Below are 18,552 nucleotides of genomic sequence, written 5' to 3'. Positions count from 1 at the left end.
TGCCGCCCCCCCTTCCGGTCCTGCGCGTCGGCGGTCCGCAACCGGCAGGTCAGGGCAGTCGTGGGGTCCGTCGGGCGCGGGTGCGGGGGCCGCCGTAGCTCGCCGGTGGCGCCTCGGTGGGGTCGGGGCCCAGGAGGATGCCGCCGAGGAGGGCTCCGGCGGTGCCGGTGCCGGGGGCGGCGTCGGGGTGGCCGTGGGCGCGGACGTCGCGTTCGGCGAGCTGCCGGGCCTGGCGGGCGAGGGCCTCCGCGGCCAGGGGGTCCGCCTCCTCCGCGTCCTGCGCCGCGGCCAGCACGGTGCGGGCCTCCGCGCCGACCGCGCCGCGGTGCGTGGCGACGTAGTCCGCCGCGGCGGCCACGGCACCGCGGGCCACCAGCGCCGCCGCGGCCGACAGCACCGCCGCCCGCCCGGCCGCGACCGGCGCGGTCACCCGCACGATCCGGTGCAGCAGGTCCAGCGGGTCGTACGGCCCGGAGGTCAGCTCCTCCCGTACGACGGACAGCACCGCGTCGGCGTGCAGCAGCCGCGCCCGCAGCTCACCGGCGGGCACGGCCGCCGCCCCCGCCTGTGCGCGCGCCCCCGCCAGCTCCGCCTCCGCCCCGGTCAGCGCGGCCGGGACCAGCTCGGCGGCCCGGGCGAGCAGCGCCACCTGCCGGTCGACGGCGCCGACGAGGATCCCGGCCTGGGCCACGGCGCCCTCGGCGGCACGCAGATGGGCGACCGCCCGGCCGCGCTCGCCGCGGTCGGCGCACTGGCGGGCCTGGTTGAGCCGGGTGGTGGCGAACACCAGACGGTCCTTGGCCTGTTCGACGCACCCCACGACCGGTGCCCGCGCGGCGGGCGGATACCGCCGGGCGAGATCCGTGAACGCCGCCTCCGCCGCCCCGGTCCGCCCCGCCAGCCCCCGGAACCGCGCCTCCGCCACGTCCAGCGCCCCGCCGAACCCCTCCGCCTCCTCCAGATCGCGCAGCCGGTCGAACCCGGCCGCCTCCTCGTCGAGCAGCCGGCCCGCCTCCGCGCAGCGCCCCACGATCCCGGCGAGCGCCTGCCGCCGGGCCGCGTGTTCGGCCGGCACCCCCTCGTCGTACCGCCGGCGCATCCGGAACGCCTCCGTCAGCTCGGCCCGCGCCGCCGCCATCGCCCGCGCGTACGGCGCCACGGCGTCGGCGTCCGCGCGGGCGGCGGCGAAGTCCAGTTCCTCGGCACCGACCCGCACGCAGTCGTCCGCCACCACCAGCGCCGCCCGCGCCCGCTCGTCCAGCTCGGCGAGCGGCGCGCCGGACCCGGGGCCCGGGCGAGGCCCGCCCGGCGTGGTGCGGGTACGGGTGCGGCGGCTGCGCCGGAGGTACCCGTACGCGCCGAGCACCACCGCCGCGCCCAGCGCCAGCAGCGGCAGTACGAGATCGGCGGTCGCCGTCTCCTCGACCTCCTGGCCCTGCGCCGCCGCGCTCGGCGCCGGCCCGGCCGGGGTGCCCCGGTCCGGCGTCATCCCCGGCAGGACCAGCCACAGCACCGCGACCACCGCGCCCAGCACGGCGTGCGCCACCCGTGCCGATATGTGCGAGGCCGCTCGCCGGGGCCGGCCGCGGATCAAGGAGCTCGTCACATTTCGGAGCGTATGAGCAGGATTGCCCCGCCGCGAGCGGGGTGCGTCCCCGGTGGGGCCCTCGCGGACGGAAATTCCCTCCCGGCCCCGGCGGCCCGGCTGCGAAAATCCGCGGTTCGACCCGTACGCCCGGAGGCGCACCCCGTGACCCGTACGCCCCTGTCCCGCGACGACCTCGCCCCCCTGGCCCGAACCGCCCTCGGCCGCCACCGCCCGCCGGCCTCGGTCGGGTGTGCGTGGCGTCGGCGTACAGCAGGCGCGGGGTGCGTACACCGGCAGCGGTCAGCCGGTCGTGCGCCCTGCGGATCCGCTTCGGCCCCCACTACGAGGTGCTGCGCGCCCCCGACCTCGACGAGGACCGGCTGCGCCTGTACCGCCTGGCCACGCACCTGTCCCTGGTGGCCGGGCCGCTGCGCCTCCTCGACGGCGACTTCCCGCACCCGGAGCCGATGCGGGCCATCGCGGAACACAACCTCCGGCAGACCCTCAGCCTGCTGAGGAGCGGCGCCTGATCTTCGAGCCCAGCCACACCAGCGGGTCGTACTTGCGGTCCACCGCCCGCTCCTTCAGCGGGATCAGCGCGTTGTCGGTGATCTTGATGCCCTCGGGGCAGACCTCCGTGCAGCACTTGGTGATGTTGCAGTAGCCGAGGCCGTGCTCGTCCTGCGCCGTCCTCTTGCGGTCGACGCCGCTCTCGGCCGCCGCGTCCAGCGGGTGCATGTCCAGTTCCGCGATCCGCATCAGGAAGCGCGGGCCCGCGAACGCGGCCTTGTTCTCCTCGTGGTCGCGCACCACATGGCAGGTGTCCTGGCACAGGAAGCACTCGATGCACTTGCGGAACTCCTGCGAGCGGTCCACGTCCTCCTGCATCATCCGGTACTCACCGGGACCGACCCCGGCGGGCGGCACGAACGCCGGCACCTCGCGCGCCTTGGCGTAGTTGAAGCCGACGTCCGTCACCAGGTCCCGCACGACCGGGAACGCCCGCAGCGGGGTCACCGTGACCGTCTCGTCGCGGGTGAACACCGACATCCGGGTCATGCACATCAGCCGCGGCCGGCCGTTGATCTCCGCCGAGCACGAACCGCACTTGCCCGCCTTGCAGTTCCAGCGCACGGCCAGGTCGGGCGCCTGCGTCGCCTGGAGGCGGTGGATGATGTCGAGGACCACCTCGCCCTCGTTCACCTCCACCCGGAAGTCCTCCAGGCCGCCGCCGTCCGCGTCGCCCCGCCACACCCTGAAGCGCGCCTCGTAGCCGCTCATGTGACCAGCTCCTCTTCGGCGAGGTACTTGACCAGCTCCTCCTTCTCGAACAGGGAGAGCAGGTCGGGGCGGATGGGATCGGTGGTCTCCCGGGTCAGGACGACCTCCTCCCGGGCGCCGAGCGCGCACAGCAGGTTCACCCGCCGCCACGCCCGGTCCATCGACGGGAAGTCCTCCCGCGTGTGGCCGCCGCGCGACTCGGTGCGCTCCAGCGCCGCCCGGGCCACGCACTCGCTGACCAGCAGCATGTTCCGCAGGTCGAGGGCCAGGTGCCAGCCCGGGTTGAACTGGCGGTGCCCCTCCACGCCCGCGTGCGCCGCCCGGGCGCGCAGCGCGGCGAGGGCCGCCAGTGCCTGCTCCATCTCCGCCTCGCGGCGGATGATGCCGACCAGGTCGTTCATGGTCTGCTGGAGTTCTTGGTGCAGGGTGTACGGGTTCTCGCCGCTCACCGAGAACGGCCGCAGCGCCTCCTCGGCCGCCGCGTCCACCTGGGCGGTGTCCACGGCCGGGCGCCGGCCGGTCAGCCCTTGCGCGTACTGCGCGGCGTGCCGGCCCGCCCGCCGGCCGAACACCAGCAGGTCGGACAGCGAGTTGCCGCCGAGCCGGTTGGAGCCGTGCATCCCGCCCGCGACCTCACCCGCGGCGTACAGCCCCGGCACGCCGCGCGCCGCCGCCGTGTCCGAGTCGACGGCGATGCCGCCCATCACGTAGTGGCAGGTCGGGCCGACCTCCATCGGCTCCGCGGTGATGTCGACGTCGGCCAGCTCCTTGAACTGGTGGTACATCGACGGCAGCCGCCGCTTGATCACCTCGGCGGGCATCCGCGTCGACACGTCCAGGAACACCCCGCCGTGCGGGGAGCCCCGGCCCTCCTTGACCTCGGTGTTGATGGCCCGGGCGACCTCGTCGCGGGGGAGCAGTTCGGGCGGGCGCCGGTTGTGGTCCGGGTCCTCGTACCAGCGGTCGGCCTCGTCCTCGGTCTCGGCGTACTTCTCCTTGAAGACGTCCGGGATGTAGTCGAACATGAACCGCTTGCCGTCGGAGTTCCTGAGCACCCCGCCGTCGCCGCGCACCGACTCGGTGACGAGGATGCCCTTCACCGACGGCGGCCAGACCATGCCCGTCGGGTGGAACTGCACGAACTCCATGTTCAGCAGGGGAGCCCCGGCCAGCAGGGCCAGCGCGTGGCCGTCGCCGGTGTACTCCCACGAGTTCGACGTCACCTTGAAGGACTTGCCGATACCGCCCGTGGCGATCACCACGGCGGGCGCCTCCAGGACGAAGAAACGGCCCGTCTCGCGCTCGTAGGCGAAGACCCCGGACACCCGCTCGCCGTCCTTGAGGACCCGCGTGACCGTGCACTCCTGGAAGACCTTCAGCCGGGACTCGTAGTCCCCGGTCTCCCGGTGGTCCTCCTGCTGGAGCGCGACGATCTTCTGCTGGAGGGTGCGGATCAGCTCCAAACCTGTGCGGTCGCCGACGTGCGCGAGGCGCGGGTACTCGTGGCCGCCGAAGTTGCGCTGGGAGATCCGCCCGTCCTTCGTACGGTCGAACAGGGCGCCCCAGGTCTCCAGCTCCCACACCCGCTCCGGCGCCTCCCGGGCGTGCAGCTCGGCCATCCGCCACTGGTTGAGGAACTTGCCGCCGCGCATCGTGTCGCGGAAGTGGACCTGCCAGCTGTCGTTCTCGTTGGCGTTGGCCATCGCCGCGGCGATGCCGCCCTCGGCCATCACCGTGTGCGCCTTGCCGAACAGCGACTTGCAGATCACCGCCGTACGCGCGCCGCGCTCGCGGGCCTCGATGGCGGCGCGCAGCCCCGCCCCGCCGGCCCCGACCACGACGACGTCCCACTCCTGCCGCTCCACCACGGACATCAGAAGAACCTCGGATCCTCGAAGACACCGGACGCGACCAGATAGACGTAGAAGTCGGCGAGCGCCACGCTCGCCAGCGACGTCCAGGCGAGCAGCATGTGCCGGGCGTTGAGCTTCCCCACCCACTGCCACATGCGGTAGCGCACGGGGTGCCGGGAGAAGTGCTTGAGCTTGCCGCCGACGATGTGCCGGCAGGAGTGACAGGAGAGGGTGTACGCCCAGATCAGCACGATGTTGATCAGGAACACCAGGCTGCCGAGGCCCATGTGGCCCCAGTCGTAGTGCTCGTCGCGGAAGGCGAGCACCGTGTCGTAGGTGAGGATGCCCGCGACCGGGATCGCCGCGTAGAAGAAGTAGCGGTGGATGTTCTGCAGGATCAGCGGGAAGCGGGTCTCACCGGTGTACTTCTCGTGCGGTTCGGCGACCGCGCAGGCCGGCGGGGACGCCCAGAAGCCCCGGTAGTAGGCCTTGCGGTAGTAGTAGCAGGTCAGGCGGAAGCCGAGCGGGAAGATCAGGATGAGGATCGCGGGGGAGATCCCCCACCAGCTGCCGAAGATCTCCCAGTTGGGGCCCGCCTTCATCGGCTCGCAGTTCTCCGCGAGGCACGGGGAGTAGAACGGCGAGACGTAGGGGGCCGCGTAGTAGTCGGCGTTGGCGAAGGCCCGCCAGGTCGAGTAGACGACGAAGGCGAGCAGTCCGGCGGCGGTGGCGGCCGGTGCCAGCCACCAGCGGTCGGTCCGCAGATGCGGCGCGGCGATCGCGGCGCGGCCGGCGGCGCGTACGCCGCCGGCGGCCGGAGGCTGTTCTGTTGTCGGAGGTTCCGTACCAGTGGCCAAGGTGTGACTCCGGTCGGCTCGGTGGCTCAGGGGGCGCGGCGGTCACGAGCCCCGAGACCCTCGTCGTCCGAGTCCCTCCACAGGGTGACGTCGTACGGGTCGTCGGAGATGGTGACGAGCTCCGGGTGCCGGGCGGAGGCGGCCCCGGAGGCCGTCTCGCGCAGCAGCGCGACGCTCTCGCGCAGGTGCTCGCAGTCGGCGCGGACCCGGCGGATGTCGATTCCGCCGCTGCCCATCTGCTGTTCCAGACGGCTCACCGACCGGCTCAGGTCGTCGAGGCACCGCTGGACGGATGCCAGTTCATCGTGCACGGACATGACGTGACCTCACTTCCGTCGGCCGGCTGGCCGTGGGCGGCAACGGTCATGCGCCTGCGAGTGTTGCGCGTCACACCTGTCGGTGGGAAGGGGATGTGCACCGATTGGCCGAGGCGTGTGGGTGCATCCCGTGGTGCGCTGCGCCGGACGGGTGACCTTCCGGTCGGTCACCGCCGTGTCGCCGTCCGTTGCCGAACCCTTTCCTCTTCAGTGGCCGCATACATCCGCAATACATGTGATCAGCTTCCATATACCGCCAAAAGTGAGCGTAACGCCCGCGGCCCCCGGAGGTAACACGAGATGTCCCACGACGGCGTCGTCAGCACACGCGCGGTCATGCGCTCGGTCGCCTTCCTGACCGCGGGCGTGCTCACCGTGCCCGTGCTGACCGGGTGCAGCTCGAAGGACCCGGCGGGCAAGCCGCTGGCCGCCCAGGACATCGCCCCCGCCGCGCGCGGCCAGGTCGCCGACGGCGGCACGCTGCGCTGGGCGGTGGACGCCGTACCGGAGACCCTGAACACCTTCCAGGCGGACGCCGACGCGGCCACCACCCGGATCGCCCAGGCCGTCCTGCCCTCGATGTACCGGCTCGACGCCGCCGGCCGCCCGAAGCCCGACTCCGACTACCTGGAATCGGCCGAGGTCGTCGAGACCGAGCCCCGGCAGGTCGTCCTCTACAAGCTCAACCAGCAGGCCGTCTGGAGCGACGGCCGGGAGATCGGCGCCGCGGACTTCGCCGCCCAGTGGCGCGCCCTGTCCGGCAAGGACAGCGCCTACTGGACCGCCCGCAACGCCGGCTACGACCGCATCGAGCGGATCGAGCGCGGCGCGAACGACCTGGAGGTCCGGGTCACCTTCAGCCGCCCCTACGCGGATTGGCGCTCGCTGTTCTCCCCGCTCTACCCGAAGGAGGTCATGGGCACCCCGGACGCCTTCAACGACGGCGCCCGCAGGAAGCTGAAGATCACCGCCGGGCCGTTCACCGTCAAGAAGGTCGACCGCAAGGGCGACGAGGTCACCCTGACCCGCAACCCGCGCTGGTGGGGCGACCCGACCAAGCTCTCCCAGATCGTGCTGACCGCCGTGGACCGCGAGGAGCGGGCCGCCGCGCTTGCCGCCGGTAAGGTCGACCTGGCCGAGATCGACCCGGCCGCCGCCCGCCGGATCACCGCCGCCGCGGGCCCACCCGCCACCACCGCCTCGCCGGACGGCGGGGCCTCCGCGTCCTCGGGTGACGGGGGCGGCGACGGGGAGGCCGGCAGCCGCGCGCAGGGGCGTGAGGGGAAGCAGATCCGCCGCCAGCGGGAGCTGAGCACCTTCGAGGTCCGCAAGTCCCTGGAGCCCGCGTACACCCAGCTGGCCCTGAACGGCTCCGAGGGCCCGCTCGCCGACGAACGGGTGCGCCGGGCCGTCGCCCGCGCCCTCGACCGCGAGGAGCTGGCCGAGGCCGTCCTGAAGCCGCTGGGCCTGCCCGCCGTCCCCGTCGGCAGCCACCTCGCCCTCGCCGGCCAGGCCGCCTACGCCGACAACAGCGGCGCCCTCGGCAGCCAGGACACCGACGCGGCGCAGGCGCTGCTCGCGGACGCCGGATGGGTGCGCGGCGGGCCGCTGGACGCGACCGAGCAGGGCGAGAAGGCGGCGGGCGCCCGCGGCGAGAAGGCACAGCGGCCGGCGGACGGTGAGGACAGCTCCGGCAGCGACGACGACGGCGTGTACATCGTCGGCCAGGACGACAAGGCCCGCGCCGCCCGGAAGGACCACGACGGGCAGGACGGCCGGCACCACCTGGCCCAGGACGGCACCCAGCAGCTCCGGCAGGGCGGCGCTCCCGGCGCGTACGCCCCGAAGGGCACCGCCGCCCCGGCGGGCGCGCGGACCGGGGTGCTGGCGAAGAACGGCAAGCCGCTCGCGCTGCGCTTCGTGCTGCCCTCCGGGCCCGGCTCGGAGAGCCTGCACACGGTCGCGCAGCGGATCAGCCGCATGCTGGACCGGATCGGCATCCGCACCGAGCTGATCAAGGTCAGCGACGAGAGCTACTTCAAGGACCACATCGCCTCGGGCGCGTACGACCTGGCCCTCTACTCCTGGCCCGCCTCCGCCTTCCCCGCCACCGACGCCCGCCCGATCTACGCCAAGCCGGTCCCGGCCGCCGACGGCTCCCTCGCGGTCGAGCAGAACTGGACCCGGGTCGGCACCGACCAGGTCGACCAGCTCTTCGACCAGGCCATCGGCACCCTGGACGAGTCCGAGTCCCGCTCCCTGATCCGCAAGGCCGACGCCCGCATCTGGGCCGCGGCCGGCTCCATCCCCCTCTACCAGCGCCCCCAGCTCATCGCGGCCCGCAAGAACCTCGCCAACGCGGGCGCCTTCGGCTTCCAGACCCCGGTCTTCCAGGACATCGGCTTCCTGAAGAAGGGCGTCCGGGTGTCCCCGAGCCCCTCCGGGAACTGAGCCGGGCCGGACCCGCGAGGACGGGTGCGGACGGGGTCGCCGGATCGCCCCCGGCGGCCCCCGGAGGCCGGGCCGGGTGGGGCTCGGGAGGTTGGTTCGGGCGCGGCCCCGTAACATGGGGTGAGGCCGTGGCATGTCAAGCCCGGCAGGGCGCGCGTAACGCAGGTCTACGCGCAGCCGTCCGCACACTCCGGGAGTACGCCTCAATATGGCCACGCGCCACGACATCCGCAACGTCGCCATCGTCGCCCACGTCGACCACGGCAAGACCACCATCGTCGACGGCATGCTGAAGCAGGCCGGTGCCTTCGCCGCTCACCAGCTCGACTCCGTCGACGACCGCATGATGGACTCGAACGACCTGGAGCGTGAGAAGGGCATCACGATCCTCGCCAAGAACACCGCGGTGAAGTATCACCCGAAGGACGGCGGGGACCCGATCACCATCAACATCATCGACACCCCCGGCCACGCCGACTTCGGCGGCGAGGTCGAGCGCGGCCTGTCGATGGTCGACGGTGTCGTGCTGCTCGTGGACGCGTCCGAGGGCCCGCTCCCGCAGACCCGCTTCGTGCTGCGCAAGGCGCTCCAGCAGCGGCTGCCGATCATCCTGTGCATCAACAAGACGGACCGCCCGGACTCCCGGATCGACGAGGTCGTCAACGAGACGTACGACCTCTTCCTCGACCTGGACGCCGACGAGGAGCAGATCGAGTTCCCGATCGTCTACGCCTGCGGCCGGGACGGCGTCGCGTCGCTGACCAAGCCGGAGGACGGCACGGTCCCGTCGGACTCCACCAGCCTGGAGCCGTTCTTCTCGACGATCCTGGAGCACATCCCGGCCCCCACGTACGACGAGGGCGCCCCGCTCCAGGCCCACGTCACCAACCTCGACGCCGACAACTTCCTCGGCCGTATCGCCCTGCTGCGCGTCCACCAGGGCGAGCTGAAGAAGGGCCAGACCGTGGCCTGGATGAAGCGCGACGGCTCGGTGCAGAACGTGCGCATCTCCGAGCTGATGATGACCGAGGCGCTGACCCGCAAGCCGGCCGAGAAGGCGGGCCCCGGTGACATCTGCGCCGTCGCCGGCATCCCGGAGATCATGATCGGTGAGACCCTGGCCGACCCGGAGAACCCGGTTCCGCTGCCGCTGATCACGGTCGACGAGCCCGCGATCTCGATGACCATCGGCACCAACACCTCCCCGCTGGTCGGCCGCGGCGGCACCGGCAAGGGCGCCGACGCGAAGGCGGCCGTGAAGGACCGCAAGGTCACCGCCCGCCAGGTCAAGGACCGCCTGGACCGCGAGCTGATCGGCAACGTCAGCCTCCGCGTCCTGGACACCGACCGCCCGGACGCCTGGGAGGTCCAGGGCCGTGGCGAGCTGGCGCTGGCGATCCTCGTCGAGACCATGCGCCGGGAGGGCTACGAGCTGACCGTCGGCAAGCCCCAGGTGGTCACCAAGGAGGTCGACGGCAAGGTCTACGAGCCCGTCGAGCGCATGACCATCGACGTGCCCGAGGAGCACATGGGCGCGGTCACCCAGCTCATGGGCGTCCGCAAGGGCCGGATGGACAACATGTCGAACCACGGCTCCGGCTGGGTCCGCATGGAGTTCGTGGTGCCGTCCCGCGGTCTGATCGGCTTCCGTACCGAGTTCCTGACCCAGACCCGCGGCACGGGCATCGCCCACTCCATCCACGAGGGCCACGAGCCGTGGTTCGGTCCGCTGCAGACCCGCAACAACGGCTCCCTGGTCGCCGACCGCGCCGGCGCCGTCACCGCGTTCGCGATGACGAACCTCCAGGAGCGCGGCGTGCTCTTCGTGGAGCCCGGCACCGAGGTGTACGAGGGCATGATCGTCGGCGAGAACTCCCGCTCCGACGACATGGACGTCAACATCACCAAGGAGAAGAAGCTCACGAACATGCGGTCGTCCACGGCCGATGTGACCGAGTCGATCGTCCCGCCGCGCAAGCTGTCGCTGGAGCAGTCGCTGGAGTTCTGCCGCGACGACGAGTGCGTCGAGGTGACCCCGGAGGCCGTTCGCATCCGCAAGGTCGTGCTCGACCAGCGTGAGCGTGCCCGCGCCGCGAGCCGCGCCAAGCACAGCTGATCCGGCGCCGGTTCACCGGCACCCGCACCGGCATCCAGGCCCGGGCGTCCCCAGCATGGGGGCGCCCGGGCCTTTTTCAACCCGTTTTTTCACGCCGTCCGACCCCCGTGTTGTCCGAAACGCGGAGATCGCCGCCCGATAGCCATGTAACACGTCCGTTTCGCGGCCTTCTTCGCCCGAACACTTTGTCCAGATTTTGGAAGGTCTACAGGTGAGCTGTGACTGAATTGAGATTTAAGAACGGTGGTCGGTAGTTGGCTCATGGCAGATAGTTAGCCGCGTAGCGCTCGGGTCAATGGGTCTCGCGCTGTGGGGACAGCGCCCGACTCACGAGCACCGGGGGGTGTCTGAACTTCCGTCAGGGGTGTCGGAGGTTCAGCGGAAGTGCCCCCTCCTGTTGGTGAACACGTGGAGTCATGAGGAGGAGTCCCATGCGCGGTGTCACAAGCGCGAGGCGGGCCACAGTCACATCGCAGGCCGTCGTCCACCGGCCCTCGCCGTACACCGATCCGCGCTGAGCCCCGCCCGGGAAGCCGCTGACGCCCCGCGCCTACGCGCGTCCGGCTGCGGGTTTCCCGTCTGGTTCAGGGTGCCCTGACGCCTCTTCATGCACCGAAACCGCGCTCGCACATCCCCGCGAGCCGGCGGTTCGGCACACCCACACCTGTGAAATGGGCGAACTGTGACAAGTCCTATCGACCTTGAGGGCGGCGGAGCCTCGGCCGTCACCGACGGCGAACCCGGACCGGCGAAGAAGGCCGAGGAGGCCAAGCTCGTCGGCCGCTCTCCCGGCCAGTTGATGTGGCTGCGCTTCAAACGCGACCGCACGGGCGTGATCGCCGCCTGTGTCGTCGGGTTCTACTTCCTCATCGCCCTGCTGGCACCGGTGATCTCGAAGCTGTACGGCAAGGACCCGTACACCGTCTACGCCGACGAGCGGCCCGAGCTGTTCGACAGCGCGGGCGTGCCGGTGCAGCCCAACGGCGGTATCAGCAGCGAGTTCTGGTTCGGTCTGGAACCCGGCAACGGCTACGACGTCTTCACCAAGCTCCTCTACGGCATCCGCACCTCGCTGATGATCTCCGTCGCGGTGACGATCACGGTCGTCCTGACCGGCATCCTGCTCGGCATCACCGCCGGCTACCTCGGCGGCAGGACGGACTACTGGATCAGCCGGATCATCGACTTCCTGCTCGCCTTCCCGGCCCAGCTGTTCTTCATCGCCAGCATGCCCGTGGTGGTCGCCCTCTTCGTCCACCCGCAGGACGAGACCCCGACCTATGTGCGGGTGCTGGCCCTGATCATGGTGCAGTGGTTCCTGGGCTGGATGAGTCTCGGCCGGATCCTCAGAGGCACCACACTCGCCCTGCGAGAACGGGAGTTCATCGAGGCGGCGAAGGTCAGCGGGGCCTCGCCGTGGCGGATCATCCGCAAGGAGGTCCTGCCGAACGTGGTCACCCCGATCCTCGTACAGGCCACGTATCTGCTGCCCAACTTCGTGACCGCCGAGGCCGGTCTGTCCTTCCTCGGGGTGGGCATCGTCGAACCGACGCCGGACTGGGGACAGATGTTCTCCAAGGCGTCCACCGAACTCGTGATGCAGAACGACATCACGTACATGTTCTTCCCCGGCGTCTCGATGATCATCTTCATCGTGGCTTTCAACCTGCTCGGGGACTCGGTCAGGGACGCCTTCGATCCCAAGACAGCGCGCTGACCATTCCATGTGCAACTGGTGCAACACAGATGGGTGGAATCTGAGTGATGAGTAGGGGCGGACGCCACATATACGCCGCAATCTCAGCAGTCGCGGCCGGAGCTCTCGTGCTCACCGCTTGCAGCGAGGGCGGCAGCAAGACCGGGAACGGCAAGAACGACAAGGAGCAGCAGCAGAACGCCCAGCGGCAGCAGAGTTCCATCCCGTTCGGCGACGCCAAGGACTCCGAGGGCCCCGCGCCCGAGGTGCCCGGCGCCAAGAGCGGCGGCACCATCTCGGTGCTGGCGCGCGACAGTTACGCCCACCTCGACCCGGGCCAGATCTACGTCCAGGACGAGATGGCGGTCTCGCAGCTGATCCACAGAGGCCTCACCGGCTACAAGGCCACCAGCGGCGACGGCAGGAAGCACGAGGTCGTCGGCGACCTCGCCACCGACCCGGGCACCACCACGGACGGCGGCAAGACCTGGAAGTACACGCTCAAGGACGGCATCAAGTGGGAGGACGGCTCCCCGATCACGTCCAAGGACGTCCGCCACAGCGTCGAGCGCCTGTTCGCGCCGTTCATCAACCAGGGTCCGCCCTACCTCCAGCAGTGGCTGGCCGACACGCCCGGCGCCGACTACCGCAAGCTCCTGAAGGACGGCCCCTACAAGGGCAAGCACCTCCCGGACAGTCTCCTGGAGACCCCGGACGACAAGACGGTCGTCTTCAAGTTCAAGACCGCCCGCCCCGACCTGCCGTACGCCCTGGCCATGGCCGGCTACGCGATCGTCCCCGAGAAGCTCGACACCAAGGCCAAGTACGACAAGGACCCGGTGGCGGCGGGGCCGTACAAGATCCAGGAGTTCAAGTCCGGCAAGTCGATGACCCTGGTGCGCAACGAGAACTGGGACCCGAAGACGGACCCGCTGCGCCACCAGTACGTCGACCGGTTCGACATCACCTTCAACCACCAGTACGAGCAGTCCACCAAGGCGATGCTCGCCGACAGCGGCAAGGACAAGACCGCCGTCAGCTTCAGCAACGCGGTCGACGCGGGCAACCTGTCCAAGGTCCTGAACGACCCGAAGCTGAAGGACCGTACGGTCACCGGCTACCAGCCGTACGTCGGCCAGATGAACATCAACCTCAGCCACCCGGAGCTGAAGGACATCAAGGTCCGCCAGGCCATCGCCTACGCGCTGCCCGTCACGCCGTTCGTCCGCGCCTACGGCGGCACCGACGCGATGGAGGTCGCCGGCGGCATCCTCTCCCCGACCGTCAGCGGCTACAACCCGGCCTTCGACCCGTGGGGCAAGAAGAAGAACCCCGCCGGTGACCCGGAGAAGGCCAAGCAGCTGCTGAAGGAGGCCGGCAAGTCCGGCATGAAGCTGACCTTCGGCTACATCAACACCCCCGAGGGCCAGCAGTACTCCACCGCCATGGCCGCGGGCCTGGAGAAGGCCGGCTTCGACGTCCAGCGCCAGGAGATCCCGGCCGAGACCTACTACGACCAGGTCAGCGCCCTGGACAACAACTTCGACATCTTCCACACCGCGTGGGGCGCCGACTGGCCGTCCGCCTCGACCGTGATCCCGCCGCTGTACGACGGCCGCGCGATCGCCGAGGGCGCGCAGAACTACTCGCAGGTCAACGACCCGAAGATCAACAGCGAGATCGACCGGATCAGCAAGATCACCGACCCGGCGAAGGCCGCGGCCGAGTGGGGCAAGCTCAACGAGTACATCGTCAAGGACGTCGTCAACGTCGTCCCGACCGCGTACTACAAGCAGGTCCAGATCGCCGGCTCGAAGATCGGCGGTCTCGTCTACGACGACGTGATCAGCGGCGTCGACCCGCGTCGCCTGTACGTCAAGTAACCCCTGCCCGCCCGGCACCCGGTGCCCCCGTCCGCGACCCGGCGGCGGGCACCGGGCACCGCCCGGCCCGCTGACGTCTGAGAGCTGCCCCTGCCATGCTGCGCTTCCTCGTCCGCCGCGCCCTCGGCGCCGCCGTCATCCTCTTCCTGCTCTCCATCGTGACGTTCCTGATCTTCTACGGGATGCCACGCGATCCGGCGCTGCTGATCTGCGGCAAGTCGTGCACGCAGGCCAACCTGGAGAACATCCGGCATGTGCTCGGCCTCGACAAGTCGATCCCCGAGCAGTACTGGCTGTTCCTGCACAACCTGGTCCTGGGTAGCGACGACTATCTGCAAGGCCCTTGCCCCGCCCCCTGCTTCGGCTACTCCTTCCACACCGGTGAAGCCGTCTGGGGCACCCTCATCGACCGGCTGCCGACCACCATCTCGCTCACCCTCGGCGCGGCCGTCTGCTTCCTGGCCTTCGGTCTGGGCGCCGGACTGCTCGCCGCCTGGCGGCGCGGCACCCTCATCGACAAGACGGCCACCGCCACCGCCATGGTCGTCAGCTCGATGCAGATCTACTTCCTCGGCCCGCTGGCGCTGGCGATCCTCGTCTACCAGATGCAGCTGTTCGACAAGCCGGCCTACAACGAGTTCACCGAGGACCCCGTCGCCTGGTTCACCGGGCTGATCATCCCCTGGGTGATCCTGTCGACGATCTTCGCCGCCCAGTACACGCGTATGGCGCGCTCGGCGATGATCGAGCAGCTCCAGGAGGACCATGTGCGCACCGCCCGCGCCAAGGGCATGTCCCGGCGATACGTCTTCTTCCGCTACGCCTGGCGCGGCTCGCTGATCCCGATCGTCACCATCTTCGGCATCGACATGGGGTCCCTGTTCGGCGGCGCCATCATCACCGAGTACACCTTCGGCCTGCCGGGGCTCGGCCGGCTCGCGGTGGACGCGGTCGCCTTCAGCGACCTGCCGCTGCTGCTCGGCGTGATGCTCTTCTCGGCCTCGATGATCCTGCTGTTCAACATCGTCGTCGACGCCGCCTACGCCTTCATCGACCCGCGCGTCCGGCTGTCCTAGGAGCACTGTCGTGACCACTCTGACCAAGGAAGCCGGCGCCCCGCGCCCGGCCGCCGGGGACGCCTTCCTCTCGGTGCGGGACCTGCACGTCAGCTTCCGGACCGAGGACGGGATCGTCCGCGCCGTCGACGGGCTCTCCTTCGACCTGGAGCGCGGCCGGACCCTCGGCATCGTCGGCGAGTCGGGCTCCGGCAAGTCCGTCACCAACCTGACCATCCTCGGCCTGCACAACCCGATGTTCACCACGGTCGAGGGCGAGATCGTGCTCGACGGCAAGGAGCTGACCACCGCCCGCGAGTCCGAGCTGGAGAAGCTGCGCGGCAACAAGGTCGCCATGATCTTCCAGGACCCGCTCACCGCGCTCTCCCCGTACTACACGGTCGGCCGGCAGATCGCCGAGCCGTTCCGCAAGCACACCGGCGCCTCCAAGAAGGAGGCCTGGGAGCGGGCTGTGGAGATGCTCGGCAAGGTCGGCATCCCCAACCCGAAGCAGCGGGCCAAGGACTACCCGCACCAGTTCTCCGGCGGTATGCGCCAGCGCGCGATGATCGCCATGGCCCTGGTCTGCGACCCGGACCTCCTGATCGCCGACGAGCCGACCACGGCCCTCGACGTGACGGTCCAGGCCCAGATCCTGGACCTGCTGAAGGACCTCCAGCAGGAGTTCGGCTCGGCCATCATCTTCATCACCCACGACCTCGGCGTGATCGCCGACATGGCCGACGACATCATGGTGATGTACGCGGGCAACGCGGTGGAGCGCGGAACGGTGGACGAGGTGCTGAGGGCACCCCAGCACCCCTACACCTGGGGCCTGCTGAACTCCATGCCCCGCCTCGACTCGGACGTCTCCGTGCCCCTGGCGCCCATCCCCGGCACGCCGCCCTCGCTGCTCACCCCGCCGTCCGGCTGCCGCTTCCACCCGCGCTGCACCTTCCAGGACCGCGTCGGCGGCGACCGCTGTGTCACGGAGCGGCCGACGCTGGCACCGGACCGGGCCTCCGCCTGCCATCTGACGGCGGAGCAGAAGCGGACCGTCTTCATCGAAGAGATCAAGCCCCGGCTGGGCTGACAGAGGAGAAAGAGGAGCAATGAAGGAAGACCTCGTCCTCCCCGCCCCGCGCGAGGCGGCCGGCGACCGGGAGGAGGAACCGCTGCTCGTGGTGGCAGGGCTGACCAAGCACTTCCCGGTCAAGGGCGGCTTCCCCGTCCGGCGCACCGTCGGCCAGGTCCAGGCGGTGGACGGCATCGACCTGACCGTGCACGTGGGGGAGAGCTTCGGGCTGGTGGGGGAGTCGGGCTGCGGCAAGTCGACGACGGGCCGCCTGATCACGCGCCTGATGGAGCCGACGGCGGGCCGGATCTCGTACCGCGGCCGGGACATCACCCATGCCACGCGCAAGCAGCTGGCCCCCATCCGCTCCGAGATCCAGATGATCTTCCAGGACCCGTACTCCTCGCTGAACCCGCGCCAGACGGTCGGCAAGATCATCTCGGGCCCGATGGAGATCAACGGGATCAACCCGGCGGGCGGCCGGGAGAAGCGCGTCCGGGAGCTGCTGGAGATCGTCGGCCTGAACCCCGAGCACTACAACCGCTTCCCGCACGAGTTCTCCGGCGGCCAGCGGCAACGTATCGGCGTGGCCCGCGCCCTGGCCCTGGAGCCGAAGCTGATCGTGGCCGACGAGCCGGTCTCCGCGCTGGACGTGTCCATCCAGGCACAGGTCGTCAACCTGCTCCAGCAGGTCCAGCGGGACCTCGGCATCGCGTTCCTGTTCATCGCCCACGACCTGGCCGTCGTACGGCACTTCTCGCAGCGTGTGGCCGTCATGTACCTCGGCAAGATCATCGAGGTCGGCGACCGCGCCTCCATCTACACCCGGCCCCGGCACCCGTACACCCACGCCCTGCTCTCCGCCGTGCCCGAGGTGTCCGTGGCCGGCGAGTCGGCGGGCCCGCGCGAGCGCATCCGCCTCGCCGGCGACGTGCCGTCCCCGATCTCCCCGCCGTCCGGCTGCCGGTTCCGCACCCGCTGCTGGAAGGCGCAGGACAAGTGCGCGGCCGAGGAGCCGCCGCTGATCCGGCTCTCCGGCAACCGCGAGGGCCACTTGACGGCCTGTCACTTCCCGGAGGACCCGACGACCGAGGCCCGCGCCGAGGACATCGTGCTGGACCCGGCGCTGGCGGCGCTGGAGGAGGGCGGCCACTGACGCGGCACCACCGGCACCGGCGCGGCACTGACGCAGCGGGAAAAGGAAGGCCCGCACCTGGGGAGGCGCGGGCCTTCCGCCCCGGGAAGCGGACGTTCGCGGGCTCGGGTCAATGGGCCGGTGAAGGTCCGTTCCGCGGCGGCGGCTGACGGAAAAGGGGTGTTGTCAGGCCGTCGCCTGGGGGTCCTTGGAGAGACGGGGGGCCGGAACGGTTCCCTCCGTCTCGGGGTGGTGGCAGGCGGTCAGATGGCCGGGCTTGTTGCCCTCCACCTGCACCAGCGGCGGCGCCTCCGTCGCGCACTTGTCGGTCGCCTTCCAGCAGCGTGTGCGGAAGCGGCAACCCGACGGCGGGTTGATCGGAGACGGCACGTCGCCGGTGAGCCGGATGCGCTCACGAGCCTGGCCGTCGTCGGCGACCGTGGCTTCCGGTACGGCGGACAGCAGCGCCCGGGTGTACGGATGGCGCGGGTTGCCGTACAGGTCGTCGCGGTCGGCGATCTCCACGATCTTACCGAGGTACATGACGGCGACGCGCTGTGAGAAGTGCCGCACGACCGCGAGGTCGTGGGCGATGAAGACGAACGCGATGCCGAGGTCCCGCTGGACCTGCTGGAGCAGGTTGACGACCTGTGCCTGGATGGACACATCCAGCGCGGAGACCGGCTCGTCGGCCACGATCAGCTTCGGCTCCAGGGCCAGGGCGCGGGCCACGCCGATGCGTTGCCGCTGGCCGCCGGAGAACTCGTGCGGGAAGCGGTTGTAGTGCTCGGGGTTCAGGCCGACGATCTCCAGCAGCTCCCGGACGCGCTTCTCGCGCCCGCCCGCCGGGTTGATGCCGGTGATCTCCATCGGACCGGAGATGATCTTGCCGACCGTGTGCCGCGGGTTCAGCGAGGCATAGGGGTCCTGGAAGATCATCTGGATTTCGGAGCGGATGGGGGCCAGCTGCTTGCGGTCGGCGTGGGTGATGTCCCGGCCGCGGTACGAGATGGTGCCGGCCGTCGGCTCCAGCAGCCGGGTGATCAGGCGGCCCGTCGTCGACTTGCCGCAGCCGGACTCGCCGACCAGGCCCAGGCTCTCGCCCTCGGCGACCTGGAAGTCCAGCCCGTCGACGGCCTGGACGGCGCCGACCGTGCGGCGGATGGGGAAGCCGCCCTTGATCGGGAAGCGCTTGGTGAGCCCGGAGACGTCCAGGAGGGGGGTGGTGCTGCTCATGGTGGTGAA

Annotated in this window: 14 protein-coding genes; 8 read left to right on the top strand and 6 right to left on the bottom strand. The window is 70.6% G+C overall.

Translation table 11 applies throughout. The annotated features are described in order from the left end of the window. Nucleotides 1–49: 49 nt before the first annotated feature. Nucleotides 50–1,606: a hypothetical protein gene (locus ACIG0D_RS14330; protein ID WP_399799946.1), complete on the bottom strand. Its 1,557-nt coding sequence runs from the start codon at nucleotides 1,604–1,606 to the stop codon at nucleotides 50–52. 263 nt (nucleotides 1,607–1,869) lie between these two features. Here ACIG0D_RS14330 and ACIG0D_RS14325 point away from each other — a divergent pair, with 263 nt between their 5' ends. Further along, on the top strand, nucleotides 1,870–2,118 hold the full coding sequence (locus tag ACIG0D_RS14325; protein WP_399799943.1) for a hypothetical protein: 249 nt from the start codon (nucleotides 1,870–1,872) through the stop codon (nucleotides 2,116–2,118). On the opposite strand, the gene ACIG0D_RS14320 is transcribed toward ACIG0D_RS14325, so the two are convergent. The 4 genes from ACIG0D_RS14320 to ACIG0D_RS14305 are packed head-to-tail and all read right to left on the bottom strand — an operon-like array spanning nucleotide 2,093 to nucleotide 5,896. Continuing rightward, complete coding sequence (locus tag ACIG0D_RS14320) at nucleotides 2,093–2,869, bottom strand: succinate dehydrogenase/fumarate reductase iron-sulfur subunit (protein WP_399799940.1); 777 nt, start codon at nucleotides 2,867–2,869, stop codon at nucleotides 2,093–2,095. The genes ACIG0D_RS14325 and ACIG0D_RS14320 overlap by 26 nt on opposite strands. Continuing rightward, entirely contained in the window at nucleotides 2,866–4,743 is a 1,878-nt protein-coding gene (locus ACIG0D_RS14315; protein ID WP_399799937.1) for a fumarate reductase/succinate dehydrogenase flavoprotein subunit, read from the bottom strand. The genes ACIG0D_RS14320 and ACIG0D_RS14315 overlap by 4 nt, the downstream gene beginning before the upstream one ends. Next, on the bottom strand, nucleotides 4,743–5,579 hold the full coding sequence (locus ACIG0D_RS14310; protein WP_399799934.1) for a hypothetical protein: 837 nt from the start codon (nucleotides 5,577–5,579) through the stop codon (nucleotides 4,743–4,745). The genes ACIG0D_RS14315 and ACIG0D_RS14310 overlap by 1 nt, the downstream gene beginning before the upstream one ends. Nucleotides 5,580–5,605: 26 nt before the next feature. After that, on the bottom strand, nucleotides 5,606–5,896 hold the full coding sequence (locus ACIG0D_RS14305; protein ID WP_399799931.1) for a hypothetical protein: 291 nt from the start codon (nucleotides 5,894–5,896) through the stop codon (nucleotides 5,606–5,608). Nucleotides 5,897–6,196: 300 nt separating this feature from the next. Here ACIG0D_RS14305 and ACIG0D_RS14300 point away from each other — a divergent pair, with 300 nt between their 5' ends. The 7 genes from ACIG0D_RS14300 (at nucleotide 6,197) to ACIG0D_RS14270 (ending at nucleotide 17,328) form a co-directional block, all read left to right on the top strand. Continuing rightward, nucleotides 6,197–8,347: an ABC transporter family substrate-binding protein gene (locus ACIG0D_RS14300; protein WP_399799928.1), complete on the top strand. Its 2,151-nt coding sequence runs from the start codon at nucleotides 6,197–6,199 to the stop codon at nucleotides 8,345–8,347. A 208-nt stretch (nucleotides 8,348–8,555) separates the two neighbouring features. Next, on the top strand, nucleotides 8,556–10,463 hold the full coding sequence (gene typA, locus ACIG0D_RS14295) for a translational GTPase TypA (protein ID WP_365763716.1): 1,908 nt from the start codon (nucleotides 8,556–8,558) through the stop codon (nucleotides 10,461–10,463). A gap of 682 nt (nucleotides 10,464–11,145) precedes the next feature. Next, on the top strand, nucleotides 11,146–12,180 hold the full coding sequence (locus ACIG0D_RS14290; protein ID WP_399799925.1) for an ABC transporter permease: 1,035 nt from the start codon (nucleotides 11,146–11,148) through the stop codon (nucleotides 12,178–12,180). A gap of 47 nt (nucleotides 12,181–12,227) precedes the next feature. Continuing rightward, entirely contained in the window at nucleotides 12,228–14,042 is a 1,815-nt protein-coding gene (locus tag ACIG0D_RS14285; protein WP_399799923.1) for an ABC transporter substrate-binding protein, read from the top strand. 95 nt (nucleotides 14,043–14,137) lie between these two features. After that, entirely contained in the window at nucleotides 14,138–15,118 is a 981-nt protein-coding gene (locus ACIG0D_RS14280; protein WP_399799920.1) for an ABC transporter permease, read from the top strand. 10 nt (nucleotides 15,119–15,128) lie between these two features. Further along, nucleotides 15,129–16,190: an ABC transporter ATP-binding protein gene (locus tag ACIG0D_RS14275; RefSeq protein ID WP_399799917.1), complete on the top strand. Its 1,062-nt coding sequence runs from the start codon at nucleotides 15,129–15,131 to the stop codon at nucleotides 16,188–16,190. Nucleotides 16,191–16,209: 19 nt separating this feature from the next. Continuing rightward, on the top strand, nucleotides 16,210–17,328 hold the full coding sequence (locus ACIG0D_RS14270) for an ABC transporter ATP-binding protein (RefSeq protein ID WP_399799914.1): 1,119 nt from the start codon (nucleotides 16,210–16,212) through the stop codon (nucleotides 17,326–17,328). Between the two features lie 165 nt (nucleotides 17,329–17,493). Here the strand turns inward: ACIG0D_RS14270 and ACIG0D_RS14265 are convergent, their stop codons facing one another. Next, nucleotides 17,494–18,543, bottom strand: a complete 1,050-nt coding sequence (locus tag ACIG0D_RS14265) for an ABC transporter ATP-binding protein (RefSeq protein ID WP_399799911.1) — start codon at nucleotides 18,541–18,543, stop codon at nucleotides 17,494–17,496. Nucleotides 18,544–18,552: the final 9 nt, after the last annotated feature.

It is taken from the genome of Streptomyces sp. NPDC052773, assembly GCF_044547145.1.
In the GTDB taxonomy this organism is placed as follows: domain Bacteria; phylum Actinomycetota; class Actinomycetes; order Streptomycetales; family Streptomycetaceae; genus Streptomyces.
The sequence above is the reverse complement of the archived record's forward strand: the minus strand, read 5'-3'. Positions and strand labels throughout refer to the sequence as shown.

Coding starts and splice junctions, on each gene's coding strand:
- ACIG0D_RS14320 (WP_399799940.1), bottom strand. CDS start 2,869: ATGAGCGGCTACGAGGCGCGCTTCAGGGTGTGGCGGGGCGACGCGGAC.
- ACIG0D_RS14315 (WP_399799937.1), bottom strand. CDS start 4,743: ATGTCCGTGGTGGAGCGGCAGGAGTGGGACGTCGTCGTGGTCGGGGCC.
- ACIG0D_RS14305 (WP_399799931.1), bottom strand. CDS start 5,896: ATGTCCGTGCACGATGAACTGGCATCCGTCCAGCGGTGCCTCGACGAC.
- ACIG0D_RS14300 (WP_399799928.1), top strand. CDS start 6,197: ATGTCCCACGACGGCGTCGTCAGCACACGCGCGGTCATGCGCTCGGTC.
- typA (WP_365763716.1), top strand. CDS start 8,556: ATGGCCACGCGCCACGACATCCGCAACGTCGCCATCGTCGCCCACGTC.
- ACIG0D_RS14285 (WP_399799923.1), top strand. CDS start 12,228: ATGAGTAGGGGCGGACGCCACATATACGCCGCAATCTCAGCAGTCGCG.
- ACIG0D_RS14280 (WP_399799920.1), top strand. CDS start 14,138: ATGCTGCGCTTCCTCGTCCGCCGCGCCCTCGGCGCCGCCGTCATCCTC.
- ACIG0D_RS14270 (WP_399799914.1), top strand. CDS start 16,210: ATGAAGGAAGACCTCGTCCTCCCCGCCCCGCGCGAGGCGGCCGGCGAC.
- ACIG0D_RS14265 (WP_399799911.1), bottom strand. CDS start 18,543: ATGAGCAGCACCACCCCCCTCCTGGACGTCTCCGGGCTCACCAAGCGC.